The 20,596-nt window shown below is 41.2% G+C and carries 18 protein-coding genes and 1 other RNA gene; 10 read left to right on the top strand and 9 right to left on the bottom strand.

The window, feature by feature from the left end; all coding sequences use genetic code 11:
* Nucleotides 1–10: 10 nt before the first annotated feature.
* Nucleotides 11–430 (bottom strand): protein YgfX, encoded by a 420-nt coding sequence (locus tag OCV27_RS20815; protein ID WP_338156072.1) that lies wholly within the window; start codon nucleotides 428–430, stop codon nucleotides 11–13.
* On the bottom strand, nucleotides 378–638 hold the full coding sequence (locus OCV27_RS02380; RefSeq protein ID WP_125320251.1) for an FAD assembly factor SdhE: 261 nt from the start codon (nucleotides 636–638) through the stop codon (nucleotides 378–380). The genes OCV27_RS20815 and OCV27_RS02380 overlap by 53 nt, the downstream gene beginning before the upstream one ends.
* Before the next feature lie 186 nt (nucleotides 639–824).
* Here OCV27_RS02380 and ygfZ point away from each other — a divergent pair, with 186 nt between their 5' ends.
* Together ygfZ and OCV27_RS02370 are read left to right on the top strand one after the other, a co-directional pair.
* Nucleotides 825–1,796: a tRNA-modifying protein YgfZ gene (gene ygfZ / locus OCV27_RS02375; RefSeq protein ID WP_125320252.1), complete on the top strand. Its 972-nt coding sequence runs from the start codon at nucleotides 825–827 to the stop codon at nucleotides 1,794–1,796.
* 563 nt (nucleotides 1,797–2,359) lie between these two features.
* Nucleotides 2,360–2,566 (top strand): DUF1107 domain-containing protein, encoded by a 207-nt coding sequence (locus tag OCV27_RS02370; protein WP_125322998.1) that lies wholly within the window; start codon nucleotides 2,360–2,362, stop codon nucleotides 2,564–2,566.
* 45 nt (nucleotides 2,567–2,611) lie between these two features.
* Here the strand turns inward: OCV27_RS02370 and OCV27_RS02365 are convergent, their stop codons facing one another.
* The 3 genes from OCV27_RS02365 to OCV27_RS02355 are packed head-to-tail and all read right to left on the bottom strand — an operon-like array spanning nucleotide 2,612 to nucleotide 5,628.
* Nucleotides 2,612–3,838, bottom strand: coding sequence for an FAD-dependent 2-octaprenylphenol hydroxylase (locus OCV27_RS02365; protein WP_125322999.1), 1,227 nt, complete (start codon nucleotides 3,836–3,838; stop codon nucleotides 2,612–2,614).
* Between the two features lie 23 nt (nucleotides 3,839–3,861).
* Nucleotides 3,862–5,040, bottom strand: coding sequence for a 2-octaprenyl-6-methoxyphenyl hydroxylase (gene ubiH, locus OCV27_RS02360; RefSeq protein ID WP_125323000.1), 1,179 nt, complete (start codon nucleotides 5,038–5,040; stop codon nucleotides 3,862–3,864).
* 12 nt (nucleotides 5,041–5,052) lie between these two features.
* The gene (locus OCV27_RS02355) at nucleotides 5,053–5,628 is read right to left on the bottom strand and encodes a YecA/YgfB family protein (RefSeq protein ID WP_125323001.1); all 576 of its coding nucleotides are present in this window, start codon (nucleotides 5,626–5,628) and stop codon (nucleotides 5,053–5,055) included.
* Between the two features lie 236 nt (nucleotides 5,629–5,864).
* Here OCV27_RS02355 and OCV27_RS02350 point away from each other — a divergent pair, with 236 nt between their 5' ends.
* From OCV27_RS02350 to glpQ, 7 genes are all read left to right on the top strand, one after another.
* Nucleotides 5,865–6,173, top strand: a complete 309-nt coding sequence (locus tag OCV27_RS02350) for a cell division protein ZapA (RefSeq protein WP_125323002.1) — start codon at nucleotides 5,865–5,867, stop codon at nucleotides 6,171–6,173.
* A gap of 22 nt (nucleotides 6,174–6,195) precedes the next feature.
* Nucleotides 6,196–6,378: non-coding RNA, 6S RNA (gene ssrS / locus OCV27_RS02345), on the top strand.
* Nucleotides 6,379–6,405: 27 nt separating this feature from the next.
* Nucleotides 6,406–6,993: a 5-formyltetrahydrofolate cyclo-ligase gene (locus tag OCV27_RS02340; RefSeq protein ID WP_125323003.1), complete on the top strand. Its 588-nt coding sequence runs from the start codon at nucleotides 6,406–6,408 to the stop codon at nucleotides 6,991–6,993.
* A 64-nt stretch (nucleotides 6,994–7,057) separates the two neighbouring features.
* Nucleotides 7,058–7,714 carry a ribose-5-phosphate isomerase RpiA gene (rpiA, locus tag OCV27_RS02335; protein WP_125323004.1) on the top strand — a complete coding sequence of 219 codons (657 nt, stop codon included), beginning with the start codon at nucleotides 7,058–7,060 and terminating at the stop codon, nucleotides 7,712–7,714.
* Between the two features lie 253 nt (nucleotides 7,715–7,967).
* Nucleotides 7,968–9,197 carry a phosphoglycerate dehydrogenase gene (gene serA, locus OCV27_RS02330; protein WP_125323005.1) on the top strand — a complete coding sequence of 410 codons (1,230 nt, stop codon included), beginning with the start codon at nucleotides 7,968–7,970 and terminating at the stop codon, nucleotides 9,195–9,197.
* A gap of 270 nt (nucleotides 9,198–9,467) precedes the next feature.
* Nucleotides 9,468–10,826, top strand: coding sequence for a glycerol-3-phosphate transporter (glpT, locus tag OCV27_RS02325; protein ID WP_125323006.1), 1,359 nt, complete (start codon nucleotides 9,468–9,470; stop codon nucleotides 10,824–10,826).
* A 52-nt stretch (nucleotides 10,827–10,878) separates the two neighbouring features.
* Nucleotides 10,879–11,934 carry a glycerophosphodiester phosphodiesterase gene (gene glpQ, locus OCV27_RS02320; protein WP_125323007.1) on the top strand — a complete coding sequence of 352 codons (1,056 nt, stop codon included), beginning with the start codon at nucleotides 10,879–10,881 and terminating at the stop codon, nucleotides 11,932–11,934.
* Nucleotides 11,935–11,994: 60 nt separating this feature from the next.
* Here glpQ and ilvN read toward each other — a convergent pair whose 3' ends face one another.
* Together ilvN and OCV27_RS02310 are read right to left on the bottom strand one after the other, a co-directional pair.
* Nucleotides 11,995–12,489 (bottom strand): acetolactate synthase small subunit, encoded by a 495-nt coding sequence (gene ilvN / locus OCV27_RS02315; RefSeq protein WP_125323008.1) that lies wholly within the window; start codon nucleotides 12,487–12,489, stop codon nucleotides 11,995–11,997.
* Nucleotide 12,490: 1 nt separating this feature from the next.
* On the bottom strand, nucleotides 12,491–14,215 hold the full coding sequence (locus OCV27_RS02310) for an acetolactate synthase 3 large subunit (protein ID WP_125323009.1): 1,725 nt from the start codon (nucleotides 14,213–14,215) through the stop codon (nucleotides 12,491–12,493).
* Between the two features lie 477 nt (nucleotides 14,216–14,692).
* Here OCV27_RS02310 and OCV27_RS02305 point away from each other — a divergent pair, with 477 nt between their 5' ends.
* Nucleotides 14,693–16,681 carry a tetratricopeptide repeat protein gene (locus tag OCV27_RS02305; RefSeq protein WP_125323323.1) on the top strand — a complete coding sequence of 663 codons (1,989 nt, stop codon included), beginning with the start codon at nucleotides 14,693–14,695 and terminating at the stop codon, nucleotides 16,679–16,681.
* A gap of 99 nt (nucleotides 16,682–16,780) precedes the next feature.
* Here OCV27_RS02305 and OCV27_RS02300 read toward each other — a convergent pair whose 3' ends face one another.
* Complete coding sequence (locus OCV27_RS02300) at nucleotides 16,781–18,589, bottom strand: AMP-dependent synthetase/ligase (RefSeq protein WP_125323322.1); 1,809 nt, start codon at nucleotides 18,587–18,589, stop codon at nucleotides 16,781–16,783.
* A gap of 153 nt (nucleotides 18,590–18,742) precedes the next feature.
* Nucleotides 18,743–19,702: a transcriptional regulator LeuO gene (gene leuO, locus OCV27_RS02295; RefSeq protein ID WP_125323321.1), complete on the bottom strand. Its 960-nt coding sequence runs from the start codon at nucleotides 19,700–19,702 to the stop codon at nucleotides 18,743–18,745.
* Nucleotides 19,703–20,596: the final 894 nt, after the last annotated feature.

Raw genomic sequence — 20,596 nt, 5'->3', positions numbered from 1 at the left:
AGAAGGGAGTTTAGTGCTCCCTTCTTAAAAGCATTAGAAATTGTCGATAGTGCTTATCAGGAACACTATCACGCCACAAAATATATCTATCACCACTATCAAACCTCAGTAGAACACCAAAACCTGACAAGCTCATAATGTGTTTATTAATTCTAACCATTTTGCCATTGAACTCACACAGACCAGAGCTTGAAACCACCAATTGACCTTTAATAGCTTGAGTCAACCAACTAGACAGTAGATGATACTTATACACAAAACCTATAAGGTAAATGGTAATTGGCAGGGGTATATCAGCAACGACAAAACAGCAGCAAGCCAAAATCACGACACTGAGATTGGCTTGGCAAGAAAAAAATGACGTTAAGGCAAATAACCTAACGTACTTTACTGAGGTTGTGAGCGACAATTTTATCGACCATAGAAGCATGCTCTATGTTATCACTGCGGCCGTGGCCCATAATCCAAGTAAATAAATCAGGGTCATCACACTCTAAAAGCGCCGCAAAATCTCGCTGTTCATCGTCTTGAAGCTCTTCAAAGCACTCTTCAAAAAACGGCATAATGACAACATCCAGTTCCAACATGCCTCGACGACATGCCCACTTAATACGCGCTTTTTCTTCCCGAGTATACATTTTACATCCCACCTTTTCGGTTGTTTGTAGCGAGTGTAACAATCAATAAATCACCCGACCACTAACTTAGTCACAATCCCGAGTAAGCTAACAGATTTATCACACTTACCATACAACTTGAAAGGTTGTTTATTAAGGTGTTTAAGCGCTAACATAGCAGCAATAAATAGCATTCAGGTAAAAATCATGGATTGGAAAAACGGTTTTGATCGACTTTCTCTATCAAGTACTGACTCTCTTCCCGAGCTTGCATTAACTCATCTAGCGTCATGGGGAATGATCACAGCAGAAGGAGATGATAAAAAATCATATTTGCAAGGCCAAGTCACATGTGATGTGGTAAAACTCGCTGCTGAGGAAAGTACCTTGGGAGCTCATTGCGATGCCAAAGGCAAAACATGGAGCACATTTCGTTTATTTCACCATCGAGCTGGCTATGCAATGCTGCAACCTAAATCAGCCATAACTCAAGAACTCGCGGAGCTAAAAAAATACGCCATTTTTTCCAAAATAGAATTTCTGTCTAGTACAGACGTCTTACTCGGCCTAGTCGGAAAAACAGCTACTCAGATTGTAGATCTTCTGTCACCACAACACACTTCGGTCAGGCAAATAGACGGTGGCACTGCTGTCAAGATAGATGAGCAAAGGTGGTTACTAGCTGTTGATGAAGTCACTGCAACAAAACTGTGCCAAACAATTGAAGCACCCAAAATCTCTGAAGAAATATGGACACTTTTAGATATTAAAGCTGCTATCCCTGCTGTTTCAGCATCAATACAAAGCGAACACATACCACAAGCACTTAATCTTCAAGCCCTTGGAGGAATCAGTTTCACCAAAGGGTGCTATACAGGCCAAGAGACTGTCGCTAGAGCTAAATACCGTGGGATGAATAAACGAGCTTTGCAAATAGTAGAAGGCGATTGTGATGAACAATCCGTCATATTCAGTGCGGAAATCGAACGCTCAGTAGGTGACAATTGGCGTAGTGCTGGAGCGTTAATGACTAGTTATCAATTTAATGATGGTAAAGCAATCGGACTTATTGTTCTGCCTAATAATCTTGAAACAAACACTCAACTTCGCCTAGCCAACCAACCCAATTCAAGATGGACAATCCAACCACTCCCATATTCACTTGATGATGACGAATAACTTCGAAACTAAGATAACCCGCTACCTAGACGCGCAGCGGGTTACATTTGGATTGTCGACACTGCTAAACAAAAAAGAGTTCGCCAAATGCGACTCATAACTCAATAAAGACTTCAATCTAAGCTAATTCCATTCCAAATTAATCCATCTTTAGATCAATAGTTACCTTTAGTAACAAGTCCCAATCTTGAGTTTTAACTGTAAATAAGATTATTTTTTATTATTAAATCATACAGATGTAACTTTTTCTCACCATATGTGAGCCAATTTATGCAAAAAATTTACCAGAAATTGGCATGAAATTAAAAAACTAAACTATTCTTAAAACTGTCATAAATCTCGGGTTTACTATTTGTTAATTGAACAACCGAGATGAGTTCCATAGACAGAACATAACTAAGGAAAACATCACATAGAAACGGGCATTTATCTATATTTTTTCTTAATGAAGTACAAGCGCCCAAAAGAAACTAATTTCACTGCATGTAATCCCATTAAAGTCATATTAATATTTGGTGGAAATTTGTATACTTGCAGTGCTTGCTACATATAAGGATCACTCTATGAGACTGTTTAAGCGTTACACACCAGGTATGATTGCTAAACACGTAAGTCGACTATTTAAGGGAAGGATTTATATTTGCGGAGTCGGTAAGTTTGAATTCGATAACGGGAAGCTAGTTTTGCCAGAAAGAGCTGAAAAGCGCCACTTTAAAACGGTAAAGGAAGTCAATCAGGAAATTATGCGGCTGCGTTGCGCATACATCTGAAAATTTTAGAGGGGCTGGTCAATACCAGCCCTTTGTCATTTCATATCAAACCATTTCTTGCTCAAGATATTTAGCTAAGACTGGTAAGTTCCCTTTAAGCCCAAGGGCTCTCTTCATAATCTCATCTTTGGCACCAGGAAGTTGCCCGACCAAAGTCATCCCTAGCCCTCGCACAAGTTTTTTGGCTGGATTACTGCCAGAAAATAAGTCCTTAAAGCCTTGCATAGACGCGATCATCTTGGCAGTTTCAGATTTACGCCAACGCTCATAACTGCGGAGGCTACGGCGACTGCCAATGTCTTGGCCTTTACGCCAATTAGCTTGAACTTCTTGAGCAAGACTGGCAGCATCAAGTAGCCCCAAATTTACACCTTGACCAGCCAAAGGGTGAATGGTGTGAGCAGCATCACCGACTAACGCAACGCGATCCACCACAAAATCACGAGCATAACGCATTTTAAGTGGGAATGAGGCTCGCTTGCCAATCACTTCACATAAGCCCAATCTTGCATCGAATTCTGCCGTCAGTGCTTTATTAAATTCTTGATCAGACATAGCCATCAAGTTTTCTGCTCGTTTGGGTTCAGTAGACCAAACTATTGAGCTCATATTACTTTGATTCATAGGTAAAAAAGCAAGTGGGCCTTGAGCAGTAAAAATCTGACGAGCTACTTTTTCATGTTCCTCAGCAGTCCAAATATTCGCTACCAAGGCACTATGGCCATAATCCCAATGAGTGAGAGGAATATCCAACTGCCTACGCAGCCAAGAATTTGCTCCATCAGCGCCGACTACAAGCTTTGCAGTTATTCCCTGTCCATTAGCTAAATTTAACCATACTTCGCGTTCACCAACAGCCATAGAATGGCATTGAGCAGGCATATGAAGACTAACGTTGGGCAGCTGTTTGACCCTATCAAGTAGAGACAACTGAATCACTCTATTTTCAACAATATGTCCTAAATCCGGCTGTGCAAGCTTCCTCGCATCAAATTCAATACGAGCAAAGCTATCTTGCTCCCAGACTTCCATCGCAGAGTATGGTGCTACACGTCGTTGCTTTATCCCTTCCCATACCCCTAAATTTCGCAAGATGATTTCACTCGAGCGACTAAGAGCAGAAACACGGACATCTGGTAGGTCATTAATCTCACAATCTGGTATCTGACTTTCAATCACTGCCACTCGCAATTCAGTGTCTTTGAAGGCAGCAGCAAGTGTTAGCCCTACCATTCCTCCGCCAACAATTGCAATATCAACGCTTTGCATCATCGAATCATTCCTCAATCAGGTTACTATCTAGTAACCAAACCTAGTGTTCTAGTTAATAAAGGCACTTTAAGCATCGAAACATTATCCATTGCCATTAAACCCAGATTACGAGCAATTTTGAGCGTCGGATAATCATTGGAAAAAATATGCACCAGGGATGACGTCAATGACGTAGTCATTGACCTATCCTGATCTCGGCGATGTTTATACTGACTCAAAACAGAGTAAGCGCCGGGATCATTTATTCCAGTCAAAATGGATTCAGTTAGTGTCGCTATATCTCGAATACCTAAATTAAAGCCTTGACCAGCGATCGGGTGAAGTGTTTGCGCCGCATTACCCACAATGGCAAATCGATGAGAGGTATTTTGCTGGCGATAACTTTGTTGTAAAGGATAACAACTTCTGTTTCCAACTGCCTCAAATTCACCTAAACGCCAACCAAAAGCACTTTGCAACGCCTCTTTGAATTCAGTATCGCCTAAGGACATCATCTGCTCTGCTTGTTCCGGTTCTAAGCACCAAACTAAAGACATCCTCTGCTCACTCATAGGTAGAAGTGCTATTGGACCAGATGAAGTGAAACGCTCAAAAGCTCGACCTTGATGAGCTTGAGCCACTTTAATGTTTGCAATAACCGCTACCTGTTTAAAATCATGCAAATCTTGTTCAACCCCCAATTGATCGCAGCAAGTCGACATTGAACCATCGGCTGCAACCAAAAGCTTGCCTGCTAGCAATTGGCCATTATTTAATGTGATACGAACTTCATTTTGCAACCTTTCTATGTCTTTGACATGAGCTGGGCACAACATTTCAATCTGATTGTGCTGACTCACTTTTTGATTATAGTAGTGACCGACATCAGCAAGCTCGACAACATACCCAAGAGCATCACTCCCTACTTCTTGACGATCAATTTCAGTCGCTCCTGCATGACCACGATCTGATACGTGAATACGCTTTATTGCAGTCGCAAACTCGGACATTTGCTCCCAGAGATCAAATTGTTTGAGGATATTGATCGTTCCCAAAGACAAAGCAATTGCACGAGAATCAAATCCAGGGTGCACATTATAGTCGGCTTGATAAGGCTCAACGACAGCGATAGATAATGAATTATCTGATAGCCGACTGATCGCTAATGCTAATGTCATACCAGCCATTGCGCCTCCGGCGATGACAATATCAAACTGCTTCATGGAACGTCCTAATTAATGAATTGTTGGCGCCTTCTTCTCGGCAGGTTTTTGACCAAATTCTGCGTAAATCGTTAATACACAAACCTTAACATGCTCAATTACTTGCTTAAGCAACTGAGCTTGTTCTTCGAGATCGTCCTCTTCATCTATACCTAACTTGGCAATTTCTTCTAAATCTGCGATTGCTTCCTTGGTATTTTGAGAAGATTGTTTGATTTCCGCGCCAACCAATCCAAGCCCAGAGATATAGTGACTGACCCACTCCGCGACCCCATCTGCAATATCAAACAAACTGGCACTCGCATCTTCATCAGGGATCAAGATAGAGATATTCATTGCAGAACTGGTAAGCTCAGCAATCGTCGCATCCAATGTGGTTTGAGCAAGTTGCAATGACTTCGTAGGCCAGCCCATTCCATCATTGGTATAGTCAAAGATCATCGGCTGCCAACTCTTATCAGTTAAACTCAGTCCACCACTTAACATTCCGGCTAAAAGCCCGTGTAATTCCGCAGGACTGACAGTCAAGCCCGCAGTTTGAAATTCACTCGCCAGTGTAAGATATGCTGGTAGCTTATGTTCGCTCATACAAGAGACCCAAAAAGAAGTAAATAATATCGATTCTAGCATTTACTCAAGGTAGCGAAAACGAACGATTGCCCTAATGTGGATAGCTTTTATACAATTTGCCTAATTAGTGTATTTTTATCCGGTAATTTTTCTCCTTCAGAGGGAAAAGCTTGAATCTTAACAAGCCTTTTCCTATAGTTTCCTCCTTGGTGATCATCTATATATCACCCCCAACTAACGTATTTAGAGTCGCTATGAGTAATCAAGCAGTTGAAGTTGAAATTTTAGGCAAGTTAACTCGGGTAAATTGCCCTGCAGGGCAAGAAGAGTCGTTATGCAATGCGGCTAAGCAACTTGATGAACGTCTAAAAGATATGACCTCTAAAACAAAAATCACCAATGAAATGCAATTACTTACCTTTGTGGCACTGAACATCTGTCATGAATTGGAAAGCCGTGATACATTAGAAGTAGAACAGAAAAAAGCGTTAACCAACAAATTGGAACAATTGACGGCATCACTAACTACTGCGCTCAATCAAGTAAAATTAGAGCCGCGATAAGTTTTAAAGCCTGAGACAAAAATTTACCCTGGAGTGTTCGTGAGGGGATTAAGTCCCTGAGCCGATAAGCAATAATTAAGGGTTGGTACTTGATAGCTATTGAGCAAGCTCGGCTTGAACCGAGAAGCCTACGGTTATCATTGCTGATCCGCCTTGAGCCAGCTGGTTCAAGGGTCAAAATCTCCAACGGCACTCTGGGGTACCCTACAAATATCCCACCAGTGGTATTCTTATGACACTTTCTCGGCAAAACTATCGCCAGTTGATCCGAACTCAACGCAATCAGATCAGCCAAGAAGATCAATCCCAAGCGGCCAAATCACTGGTAAAACACTTCTTAAGCTTGCCTGAGATCAATCAAGCACAGCATATTGCTCTTTACCTGCCTGCTGACGGAGAAATAGACACCTCATTATTAATCAATAGGTTAAGAATTGTCGATAAAAATATTTACCTCCCCGTTATTCATCCTTTCTCTGCTGGTCATCTTTTATTCCTCAGCTACGAATCAACCACTACTATGGTATCCAATCGCTATAACATACTTGAGCCAAAGCTTATGAAAGATGCAATCATACCTGCCAATCAGCTAGATATTATTTGCACACCATTAGTCGCTTTTGATAAACAAGGACACCGTCTTGGTATGGGCGGCGGCTATTATGATCGTACTTTAGCACCTTGGTTTCACTATAAATCGGGTCCAAAACCTATCGGACTCGCCCACTCGTGTCAGGGAGTCGAACAACTACCCGTCGAATCTTGGGATGTACCCTTACCGAAAATCGTCACCCCAAAACAAATCTGGGATTGGGAATAGCCCTTAATTGGTTATATAATCCCACCCTCAAACGTATACTTTAAACCCAGTTTAGGAGACAGGCATGACGCAAGATGAAATGAAAAAGGAAGCAGGTTGGGCTGCACTTGAATACGTAGAAAAAGACAGTATTGTAGGTGTTGGTACTGGCTCAACAGTCAATCACTTCATCGACGCACTGGGTAGTATAAAAGATGATATCAAAGGAGCGGTGTCCAGCTCTGAGGTTTCTACAGATAAACTAAAAGCGTTAGGGATTGAAATTTTCGACTGCAATGATGTTGCGTTTTTGGACATATACGTAGACGGAGCCGATGAGATTAACCCAGCACGAGAAATGATCAAAGGTGGCGGAGCCGCTCTAACTAGAGAAAAAATTGTTGCCGCTATATCGAACAAATTTATCTGTATCGTAGACGGAACCAAAGCGGTTGATATTTTGGGGGAGTTTCCATTACCAGTAGAAGTCATCCCTATGGCCCGCTCCTATGTCGCTCGCGAGTTAGTAAAACTCGGCGGCGACCCTGTCTACCGAAATGGTGTTGTGACAGATAATGGCAACGTGATTCTAGACGTTCACGGTCTTAGTATCACCAACCCAAAACAGTTTGAAGATAATGTCAACGCCATAACCGGAGTCGTTACCGTGGGCTTATTTGCACACCGTGGGGCAGACGTTGTTATCACAGGAACCCCACAAGGGGCAAAAATAGAAAGTTAGTTTTGGTATTTTTAGACATTTCATTAAAAACAGCACCGTTAGGTGCTATTTTTTTATCTATCTTATTAAAAATTATTCCATATGCTTTTATTTTCTTACCCAAATGTGTATTTTTTTGTTAATTTAATGAGCAGAACACATACAACGAAAACGTTTGCGTAGGTAGATAAACTCACGTAATGTTAGCTTTTATGCGGTTATATAACTTATACACTACTTAAGCACCAAATTTAGATTTTTAAGGATGAACACTATGGCCAGAGTTTCACTGGAAAAAGATAAGATTAAAATTCTACTTCTGGAAGGTCTTCACCCTTCTTCAGTCGAAGTATTACAAACTGCTGGTTACACTAATATCGACTATCACAAAGGCTCTTTGTCAGAAGAAACTCTCCTTGATGCAGTAAAAGATGTCCATTTTATTGGTATCCGTTCTCGAACTCATTTATCTCAAACCGTCATTGCAGCAGCAGAAAAACTCGTGGCTATAGGCTGTTTTTGTATTGGAACAAACCAAGTTGACCTTGACGCAGCTGCAGCGCGAGGCATTCCTGTGTTTAATGCGCCCTTTTCCAACACTCGCAGTGTCGCTGAATTGGTTCTTGGACAAGTCTTACTTCTGCTACGAGGTATCCCAGAGAAAAACGCCCTCGCCCATCGTGGAGTATGGAAAAAGAGCGCAGAAAACTCTTACGAAGCACGAGGAAAAAGGCTCGGGATCATTGGCTATGGCCATATTGGTACTCAACTTGGAATCATCGCCGAAAACCTTGGTATGCAAGTTTATTTTTATGATATTGAGAATAAACTGTCATTGGGTAACGCTACTCAAGTACGAACAATGACTGAATTACTTAATAAATGTGACATCATTTCTCTGCATGTACCAGAAACCGCAGAAACCAAAAATATGATGGGAGCCGAGCAATTCGAGCGTATGAAGCCTGGTGCGATATTCATCAACGCCGCACGCGGCACAGTGGTTGATATACCAGCCCTGTGTGATGCAATGGAATCTGGCCATTTGTCTGGTGCTGCCATTGATGTATTCCCAACTGAACCTAAAACCAACGCCGATCCTTTTGAATCCCCACTGCAAAAATTTGATAATGTTATTTTGACCCCGCATGTGGGTGGATCAACACAAGAAGCGCAGGAAAATATCGGCGTTGAAGTGGCAGGAAAACTTGCCAAATATTCAGATAACGGTTCAACACTATCGAGTGTTAACTTCCCTGAAGTATCCTTGCCAGAACATCGTGATTGTTCTCGTTTATTACATATCCATAAGAACCGCCCTGGCATTTTGACTCAAATTAACACGATTTTTGCAGAAGAAGGGATCAATATTGCTGGCCAATATTTGCAAACCCATGCAGAAATCGGATACGTAGTTATCGATGTCGAAAGCAACCGCTCTGAAGAGGCACTAAAAAAACTCAAGGGTATCGAAGGCACCCTTCGAGCTCGTATTCTGCATTAATCTCTATTTCGCTGCCGCTTACCTAAGCGGCGGCTTTATTATCCACCCTCATTAATTTCTCCTAACAAGCTCAAAAATTACTCTTTACTGCATCCAGATCCAAGTTCTCCAGATTAGATCACTCTATTTCATCAATATTTAACACTTATGTAGTATTTATCACAGAAATCGCTTTTATTATTCATACAATGCCGAATTCTTTCGAACGAAATCATTTTTGCTCGTTCCGTTTTCACTTTATCACCATCGCACAATACAAAATGAGGTCCTATGTTTGGAGTCTTCAAACCTAAGGCGCATATCAACAGACTCGTTTCAGGTCAAATAGATAGCACTTATTCACGTTTACGTTGGCAACTCTTTATCGGCATCTTTGTCGGCTACGCTGGCTACTATCTGGTACGCAAGAATTTTAGTCTTGCTATGCCCTACCTAATCGAACAGGGTTTTAGTCGAGGAGACTTAGGCGTCGCCTTAGCAGCCGTTTCAATTGCCTATGGGCTATCAAAGTTTTTAATGGGCAGTGTGTCAGATAGATCAAATCCACGATATTTCCTAAGTGGTGGACTATTGATGTCTGCGCTGGTGATGTTTTGCTTTGGCTTTATGCCATGGGCAACAGGCAGTATCACCGCTATGTTTATTCTTCTGTTTCTTAACGGCTGGTTTCAAGGTATGGGCTGGCCTGCCTGCGGCCGAACTATGGTTCACTGGTGGTCTCGTAAAGAACGCGGCGAGATAGTATCGGTGTGGAACGTGGCACACAATGTAGGCGGCGGTCTTATTGGGCCTATGTTCCTGCTTGGACTTTGGGCATTCAATGACGATTGGCGAAGCGCATTTTATATTCCTGCATTTTTTGCCGCATTAGTTGCTGTTTTTATTTGGCTAACGGTTAGAGATACCCCGCAATCTTGTGGCCTTCCACCAATAGAAGAGTATAAAGACGACTACCCTGACGACTACGATAAGTCACACGAAAAAGAAATGACCGCCAAAGAAATTTTCTTTAAGTACGTTTTCTCTAACAAACTGCTTTGGTCTATCGCTATTGCCAATGCCTTTGTGTATTTAATTCGCTACGGCGTATTGGACTGGGCACCCGTTTACCTTAAAGAAGCAAAAGAGTTCACAGTGGATAAATCCTCATGGGCTTACTTCCTTTATGAATGGGCTGGCATTCCGGGCACCCTATTGTGTGGCTGGATATCCGATAAATTATTTAAAGGCCGCCGCGCACCTGCTGGCATATTGTTTATGGTTTTGGTCACTGTTGCTGTACTCGTTTATTGGTTTAACCCTGCCGGAAATCCAGCAATAGATATGGCTGCCTTAGTCGCCATAGGTTTTCTAATCTATGGTCCAGTCATGCTTATCGGCCTATATGCTCTTGAACTTGCACCGAAAAAAGCTGCAGGAACCGCTGCAGGTCTTACAGGTTTATTTGGCTACCTCGGAGGTGCCGTTGCTGCCAATGCTGTGTTAGGCTACACCGTTGACCACTTTGGTTGGGATGGCGGTTTTATCATCTTGGTCGGCTCATGCATTGCCTCGATAGTGTGTCTCATATATGCCTATTTAGGTGAAAAAGCGCACCATGAGCAAAAACAAAAAGCTGCGCTTGCTTAAATCACTCATAAAGGCAGCTTAGCTGCCTTTATTTTTATCAAGGACAACTATAATGAAAACCCTTTCTCTCACTACAACCTTTTTAGCTCTGAGCTTATCTGCTGGGGCGATCGCCAAACCTCTAGTTATCGCTCACCGAGGCGCTTCTGGTTATTTACCAGAGCACACGCTTGAAGCAAAAGCTTTGGCATACGCGATGAAACCGGACTATATCGAACAAGATGTTGTCATGACTAAAGATGACCAACTAGTTGTACTTCACGACCATTACCTAGACAGAGTCACAGACGTGGCAGAGCGCTTCCCAGACAGAGCGCGTGAAGACGGTCGTTACTACGCGATTGACTTTACCCTTGCAGAAATAAAAACACTCAAAGTCACCGAAGGGTTTAATCTCGATGACAAAGGTAATAAAGTCGCAGGCTACCCCACACGTTTTCCAATGTGGAAGTCTGACTTTAACGTACCAACGCTAGCTGAAGAAATTGAACTTATCCAAGGACTAAACAAAACGCTTGGTTACGATATTGGTATCTACCCAGAAATCAAAGCGCCTTGGTTCCATCGTCATGAAGGTAAAGACATCTCCTCAGCAGTCCTTAAAGTGCTTAAGCAATATGGTTATGACGCTCAAGATGACAAAGTGTATTTGCAATGCTTTGATGCTAACGAGCTAAAACGTATTAATGATGAATTGATGCCCAAAATGGGCATGGACTTAAAACTGGTCCAATTGATAGCTTACACAGATTGGAATGAAACCATGGTCTATCAGGGGGATAAAGCAACGCCTTACAGCTACGACTGGATGTTTAAACCCGGTGCAATGAAAGAAGTCGCCAAATACGCTGAAGGCATTGGTCCTTGGAAGCCGATGCTAGTCGACGACAAGTCAACCAAAAAAAACATCATCATAAAACCGCTAATGAAAGAAGCTAAAGACGCTGGATTGGACGTTCATCCATACACCTTCCGCACTGATCCTGGCCGCATTCCAGCTTACACAGACAGCTTTGAAGGCATGATGGATATTTTCTACAACCAAGTAAAAGTCGATGGTTTATTTACTGACTTCCCTGATAAAGCGGTTAGCTTTTTAAACCAATAGCTTCAAGATCAAAAAAGCCTTAGTATTTACACTAAGGCTTTTTATGCAATTACACGCTCTTTAAGCTTTAAGTGCTCTTTCACCACGTGCAATGCCAACCACGCCACTTCTTGCAACTTCAATCACTTCCGTTACTTCTGAGATAGCTTGGATAAAGGCATCAAGTTTTTCGCTGGTTCCTGCTAATTGCACAGTATATTGAGCAGCAGTTACATCAACAATCTGGCCACGGAAAATATCGGCGGTGCGTTTTACTTCTTCGCGTGCCAAGCCGCTGGCTTTTACTTTAACCATCATGAGCTCACGCTCAACATGCTCAAACTCAGTAACTTCTTGCACTTTTAGTACATCAATCAGCTTGTTCAGCTGTTTCTGAATTTGCTCTAACTGCATATCATTAGAGATAGTGGTGATGTTTAAACGTGATAAGGTTTCGTCATCAGTTGGCGAAACCGTCAAAGACTCAATGTTGTAACCACGCTGTGAGAACAGACCAACCACCCGAGATAAAGCGCCCGGTTGGTTTTCCATTAGTAATGAAATAATGTGTCTCATATTAAGTTCTCTCCGTTTTGCTTAACCACATCTTGTCCATACCCTCACCTTTGATTTGCATCGGGTATACATGCTCAGTTTCATCAACATTAATATCAACAAAGACCAGTTTGTCTTTCATATCGAATGCTTGTTTGAGCCCTGACTCAAGCTGATCTGGCGTCTCAATTCGGATTCCTTCATGTCCATAAGCTTTCGCTATCGCCACAAAGTCGGGAACTGAACTCATATATGAATTGGAATGCCTCCCTTGGTAAACAATATCCTGCCATTGCTTTACCATGCCAAGAAATCGGTTATTGAGATTTATGATCTTGACAGGTATGTCGTATTGCATCGCCGTCGACAGCTCCTGAATATTCATCTGAATACTGCCATCGCCAGTGACAACTACGACTTCTTCTTCTGGTTTAGCAAACTTAACTCCTAAACCTGCTGGAAAACCAAAGCCCATAGTGCCAAGTCCACCAGAGTTAATCCAACGACGTGATTTATTAAACGGATAATAGAGCGCAGCAAACATTTGGTGCTGCCCTACGTCAGAGGCAACATAAGCGTCTCCATTAGTCAGCTTGTAAAGCATCTCAATCACTTGTTGTGGTTTTATACGCTCAGAGGATTTTTCATAAGACAAGCAATTACGATCGCGCCACGTCTGGATATCATCCCACCAGCTTTGCAAAGCCTGACTATCATTGACCGCGCCCTGCTCTTCTAATAAAGACAACATACTTGCTAGCACTTTTTCTGCCGATCCCACTATCGGCAGATCGGCCTTAACATTCTTAGAAACCGAAGACGGATCTATATCGATATGCATGATTTTGGCATTAGGACAATACTTTTCTAAGTTATTGGTGGTTCGATCGTCAAACCGTACTCCAACACCAAAGATAAGATCTGCATTATGCATTGCCATGTTGGCTTCATAAAGCCCGTGCATACCCAACATACCAAGAGCATTTTTATGAGTACCTGGAAAAGCGCCAAGCCCCATTAGAGTGCTGACTACAGGTAGGTTTAATTGCTCAGATAACTTTAAAAGATATTCATCTGCTTGGGAAATAACTGCACCGCCACCCACATATAGGACAGGTTTTTTAGCAGCAAGTAGCGCTTTAAGACCTTTTTTGATTTGCCCTTTATGCCCTACTGTGGTCGGTTTATACGAACGCATAGACAAGCTAGCTGGATATTCATAAGGCAGTTTATTGTGTGGACTTAGGACATCCTTTGGCAAGTCAATAACTACGGGGCCGGGACGACCAGTTGTAGCGATATAAAAAGCCTTTTTCATGATTTCGGGAATATCTTGCGCCTCTTTAACCAAGAAACTGTGTTTAACAATGGGTCTAGAAACACCAACGATATCACACTCTTGAAACGCATCATTACCAATAAGGTTATTGGGTACATTACCTGAAATGACAATCATAGGAATGGAGTCCATGTAGGCCGTTGCAATCCCTGTTACCGTATTGGTTGCACCAGGCCCTGAACACACAAGCACTACACCAGCTTTGCCCGTTGCTCGGGTATAACCATCAGCCATGTGAGTCGCCGCTTGCTCGTGGCGAACAAGGACATGTTTGATTTGCTCAGTCTTAGCATGCAAAGCATCGTAAATATCTAAAACAGATCCACCAGGGTAACCAAAGATTTGTTCCACACCTTCCTCGATCAGAGATTGAACAACCATCTCCGCACCGGACAACATTACTGCCATACTTTTCTCCTCGCCAACTCTCCAATTGATAAGGTCAATCAATGGGGCTGGGTTTACATAGTCTAGGACTTATTCGTAGCCTAATCGAAATACTTCCACTTTTTCGGCTATGCCTTGCTGTGATGTAACACAAAACAAGTTCGAGCAACAAATGTAACGTTTTCTTAAAAAATGATCTAATGATATTTAGATCACACTTTAAACAAAGTGCTAGAAACTAAAGCACTTGCAGTTCATCATGCTTGATAGCTAACGATATTAGAAATGTAGTGTTGTCATTCATATTTATTTAGATATAAATATTATGGATTGGTATTTAAACAAAAAGCAGTTAACTCTTTTTAAACCGCATTTTTATGAATTAAGCAGATTATAAATCTCATCTAGCGAGCACTCACTTTACCAAGCTCGATAGCATGTTAGAGTTTAAAGAATAGATATGGCACAGAGTCAAACTCAAACAGTTGAAAGTAAACAATGACAGCAGAAGATCCGAGCAGCGAAATAATAGATAGACTCATCAGTCTATACAATCAAGGTCAACTGAACTCAGTTATACAAGAGGCTGAAGCACTATCTCTAAAACACCCAAATAACTCAATGATTTGGAATATATTGGGCGTTGCGAGCAAAGGCGCTGGAAATATCGATCAGGCTTCGCAAGCTTTCAAAAAAGTCATAGTTTTATGCCCAGAAAATGTTGGTGGCTACAACAATATGGCCATAGTACTAAAAGACCAAGGTAAGCTCCAAGAGGCAATTTTGCATTATGAGCAAGCCATTAAACTCAAACCAGACTATGCAGAAGCGCACAATAATAAGGGGGTTGCTCTAAGAGATCTTGGTCACATACAAGAAGCGCTCATATCATACCAACAAGCACTTGCAATAAAACCCGATTACGCTGAAGCGCACAATAACTTAGGCATCATTTTTCAAGAGCAAGGAGATCTCAAACAAGCTTCTGGATGTTACATGAAAGCATTGTCACTCAAGCCTAACTATATAGAGGCATATGACAATATGGGGGCGCTGCTTGAAAAACAAGGTAAATCTGAGCTTGCTGCTGTAGCCTACCAAAAAGTGCTGGCCATCGATCCTAACCATGAATCAGCGCGAGTTAAAAAGCTTTACCAACAAGCGCAAATTTGTGATTGGTTAGCCATGGAACAAGATATCTCGACTATTACAAGTCTTGGCATAAAAGACAGGCCAGTATCACCTTTTGCTGCCCTAACACTAGAAGACTCGCCAAAGCGACACCGGCTGCGCTCTGAGCTATTTGTTAAATCCAAGTTTCTTCCATGTGATTTACCCCTACCTGCTAGGCCTTTTTCAAAGCCAAATCTTCTTCGTGTTGGCTATTTCAGTGCTGATTTTCATGATCACGCCACCATGCACTTAATGTCTAAAGTATTTACCGTACATGACAGACAACATTTTAAAATTTATGCCTACTCTTTTGGCCCTAATACCACTGACAGTATGAGACAGACAGCGCCAGACTTATTCGATGTTTTTCATGATGTGAGTGAGCTTAGTAATCAAGATATTGCTAAACTCGCGAGACAAGATGAGATTGATATTGCCATCGATCTTAAAGGTCACACGCGCGATGGGCGATTAGGCATTTTTGCTCAGCGTCCAGCGCCAATAAAAATCAGTCATCTAGGTTATCCTGGAACCACAGGGGCGAGTTTTATCGACTACCTAATTGGTGATCCACATGTGATCCCTAAAAGCCAAAGATCGGGCTATTCCGAAAATATTATTTATTTACCTAATTCCTATCAACCTAATAACAATAACCGAAAAATTTCTCAAAAATCGAGTACCAAACAAGAATTTGGCTTACCTAAAGAAGGACTAGTATTTTGTTGTTTTAACAACACTTATAAAATATCACCTTCGGAGTTTGATATTTGGATGGTTTTATTAAAACAAGTAAAAGGCAGCGTTCTTTGGCTTTTTAGCTCTAACAATAAAGCCGAAGAAAACCTAAAGCAGCAAGCACAACAACGAGGAATAAATAGTGAGCGTTTGATATTTGCTCAAAGCCTGCCCCAAGAAGAGCATTTAGCCCGATATCAACACGCTGACCTATTCTTAGATACCTTCAATGTTAACGCTCACACTACTGCAAGTGATGCGCTCTGGTCTGGTGTCCCTGTCATAACAAAATCAGGTAAAGGCTTCGCTGCCAGAGTATCTACTAGCTTGCTACATGCCGTTGGTTTGCCTGAACTTATTACACAAACAAAGGAAGAGTATCAGCAACTAGTTTTAAATATTGCCAATGATCCGGCAAAGCTGTTAGACATAAAAAAAACGCTATCTACCAAGCGTTTATCACTACCCTTATTTGATACTGAACGATACACACGTAATTTAGAAAAAGCTTATATAATGGCTTACCAACATTATTTTAATCAAAAGCCTTGTAGTGATATCTGGGTAAATGAATAATAACTCTCTATAAGGTAAGATGAAAAAATCTCTCAAACCAAAGTTAATAATAGAGCTTGAGGGATTTGTACATTGGATAAAGACCGTTTACTACTTGAATTATTTTTTCACCGCATCATCACGATACATTTCTTCAATCTCATCTTGGTACTTCTCGTCGATCACCTTACGACGAAGCTTTTGAGTAGGTGTTAGCTCGCCCGCATCCATTGAAAATGCTTTGGGTAACAGCTTAAACTTCTTCACTTGCTCGAACTTTGCCAATTCTTTTTGCAAGCCATTCACTCGGCGCTCTAGCATTTCCACTATTTGGTGATGTTTAATCAATTCAATACGATCATGGTACTTAATATTGAGTTCTTTCGCATATGTTTCAAGGCTATCAAAGCAAGGTACAATGAGAGCAGAAACAAATTTTCGAGTATCAGCAATTATTGCAACTTGCTCGAAGAAATGATCTTTTCCAATCGTGCCTTCGACCAACTGAGGTGCAATATACTTACCTCCCGATGTTTTCATTAGCTCTTTAATGCGATCGGTAATGAAAACATTGCCTCTATCATCAATATGACCTGCATCTCCTGTTTTTAGAAACCCATGCTGATCAAACGCTTCTGCCGTTTCTTTGGGCATTTTGTAATAACCGCGCATCACCATTGGGCCTCGAACCAATATCTCACTGTTGTTACCAATTTTAACCTCAGCACCAGGCATTGAAGTGCCTATTGACTCAGGTTGAAAACGGTCATCACTCCAACACGATACAGTTGCCGTGGTCTCTGTCATACCATAACCAAGCTTTATATTGATGCCAATAGCATGAAAAAAACGACCAATCGACTCATCCAATTTTGCTCCACCACATGGCATAAAGTTAATACGCCCTCCAAGTAAAGAGCGGAGCTTAGACAATACGAGGTGATCGGCCAACTGGTGAGACTTTCTCAACAACAAGGCTGGTTTTCTACCTTCTTGCTGACATACCACCACTTTAGCCCCCATATTAATAGCCCATGTAAACAACAGTTTTTTGGTAATCGATGCTTTCGAAACCCTATCGTGAATAGCAGAAAATATCTTTTCATAAAATCTCGGAACCGCGCACATTACTGTCGGCTGGATTTCATTGAGAGCCTCACGAACTTGCATCGTATCCTGTAAATAGCAATTAGTACCGCCACGATAAAGAGTATAAAAAGTCCAAGCTCGTTCAAAGACATGGGACAAAGGTAAGAAACATAATGACACATCATTATGAGTTAGACTTAATCTCTTATCATGTCCTTCAAGCTGCGCCGCTACATTATGGTAATCCAGCATCACTCCTTTAGGCTGCCCTGTTGTCCCAGACGTGTATATTATAGTGAGTAAGTCATCAATATTTGCATCCGCTAAACGTTGTTCGAGTTCAGGTTGTTTATTGTTTTGAAGACGAGTAATAAACCCCTGCCAACTGCAAGCAAAATCAAATTGCCCAATATCAACTTCACCTGACATAGCAACGACCAGCTCTAACTTCGGACATTGCTCAAAGACACTCACTGCCGCATCAAATTGAGATTGTTCACCGACAAAAAGGATACGCACATCCGCATTATCCAGAATATATCCTGCCTGATTAGCAGTATTAGTTGGGTAGATAGGAACGGTAACCGCACGAACTTGAAGTGCTGCTAGATCAGCAATGGTCCAATTAGGCATGTTATTGGCAAAAATACCAATTTTATCTTGAACTTTAATACCATGTGTCAACAATGCCAAAGATAGTGCATCAAGTTGAGTACCAAACCGCCTCCAAGTTATGCCATTCCAACCATCACCCTGTTTATACTTCAGAGCGACTCGATCACCATGGGTGCAAACCTGCTGACGAATTTTTTTAACAATATGAAAATCTAAGTTAGCCATGTCCCTACCTTTCGCTCACGCCTGTAAGCTTTTAGAGCGCACAAGTGTACATTTAGGTAAAGAAAAGGCAACTGAAGGGGGGGAAAGTTGGTAATTGAAATGTAAAAAACCTTGAATGACGACAAATCATTCAAGGTTTATCAATAGATTTAGTTACACTTGTGCTATAACTTCACCACAAATCATCATTAGCTGATCACGAAGCCAGATATGACCTTTGTCTTTTTCGCTTGATTCATGCCAGCTTAGGAAACCACTAATCTTAGCGTTTTCGAATGGGAAATCTAGAATCTGTAGCTGCTCTTCATTGGCAGCATTTTCAACCATCCAGCGAGGAGCTATAGTCACAAGTTCAGACTGACCAACCACATACAAAACATTACTTAAGCTAGTACCTTCATAATAGGCTTGTACATCGAGATCTCGATATGCCTGCTCAGAGAAACTACGTTGACCATGTACACGAGATAATTTAGCGTGACGCTCTTCTCTTAGTTGCTCAGCCATAACTTGCTGTTGAATACGTGGATGCGATTTAGACGCCACGACAACCAGCTCATCTTGGAAGATTTCTGTACTTGAAAAGCCTTGTTCATCAAAACGAGCATAATCAATCACAAAATCAATTTCCTGATAGCGCATTCTTTCTGCCAATTGGCGATCAAACTCTGCATCTAAATGAAGTTGTACATTTGGTGCTTGTTCATTAATAGTCGACATAATTTTAGGTGCAAAACGCATATCACATGGACTACAGATAGCGAGTTTGAACAAACGTGTTGATGTCTCTGGTGAGAAAATAGAGCTTGGTAATTCATTGCGAATCAATTGAAGTGCCTGACGCACAGGGCCAAATAGTAAACGAGCACGTTGGGTAGGCTGAATACCTCGGCCTTGGCGCATAAATAACTCATCGTTAAACATCACTTTCAAGCGCGCAACTGCATTACTTACAGCAGGCTGGGACATACCTAAGTTATGTGCAGCACGAGTAATATTTTGCTCTTGCATAACCGCATCAAAAACAGTTAGAAGGTTTAGATCTACTCCTCGGAGAGTACTTTCCATTCGGTAGCTGGCAATAGCACTCATAGATTCTTTTTTCTCAATCATCACGCAAGCCTCTTGTCTTGTATTCGTCAATGTAAATAGTTTTTAAGTGAATTTGGTTGGGAATAGATAACCAATTTTTCGTTATATTTGCCCGTCAGATATGTCGCAACGGATCATTACTATCAACGAATCATTCATTGATTGGCAACCCGATTGATAATTAATCAGTATTTTTCATCTGAATGATAAAATTAAACAATAAAATCAATGATTTAGTCAAAACATAAAAAAACATAAATTAATAATTACATGAAATTTTGAGTAATTAATTAAGTTGAGGAATAGATACCAAGTGACAAAAAGAATCATTTACAAGAAAAATCATTCCAATAGCAAGTACAAAACTGACACAAATATTTCCACTGAATGCTTGACCAATTTAATAAACTCGAAAGAAGTTGTTTGTTTGTCTAAATTAACTTTGAAGGCGTAAATAACCACATATACCAATAGCATACTAAGCTAACCAACCTTTCACTTAGTTCACAGTGCTATTGCATTGCCTGAATGTATTTATCAAATGAACCATTTCAATAATCTATTCATTGGTCTTTATCTAACAATTACACATCTACTTCTGTTTCATTTAATAAGGCTTATTTTCGTATTAGTGAATAAAAAGTACTTTTGGACTTGACGTCTATACCAGAGTGCGGTACTAATTTGTTAACTTAAATTTGTGGTTAATTTAACGCTTTAAAGGATTCGTTAACAATGTCCGAGCATTTTTCACTTCTGCTGAGCCTCCTCCTTATCGTGAACAACTCACGCGGGTAGGCTGTGGAAAAATAACCACAACAAGATTTTAAAAGCCCGCATCGAGATGCGGGCTTTTTTGTACCTAAATACCGGAAGAAAACGATTCACTGTGTGAACATAGAAAATCAGGAAGGA

The sequence above is a fragment of the Vibrio pectenicida genome, from assembly GCA_024347015.1.
In the GTDB taxonomy this organism is placed as follows: Bacteria; Pseudomonadota; Gammaproteobacteria; order Enterobacterales; family Vibrionaceae; genus Vibrio; species Vibrio pectenicida.
Note: the sequence above shows the minus strand (reverse complement) of the source record. Positions and strands in the feature narration are given on the sequence as shown.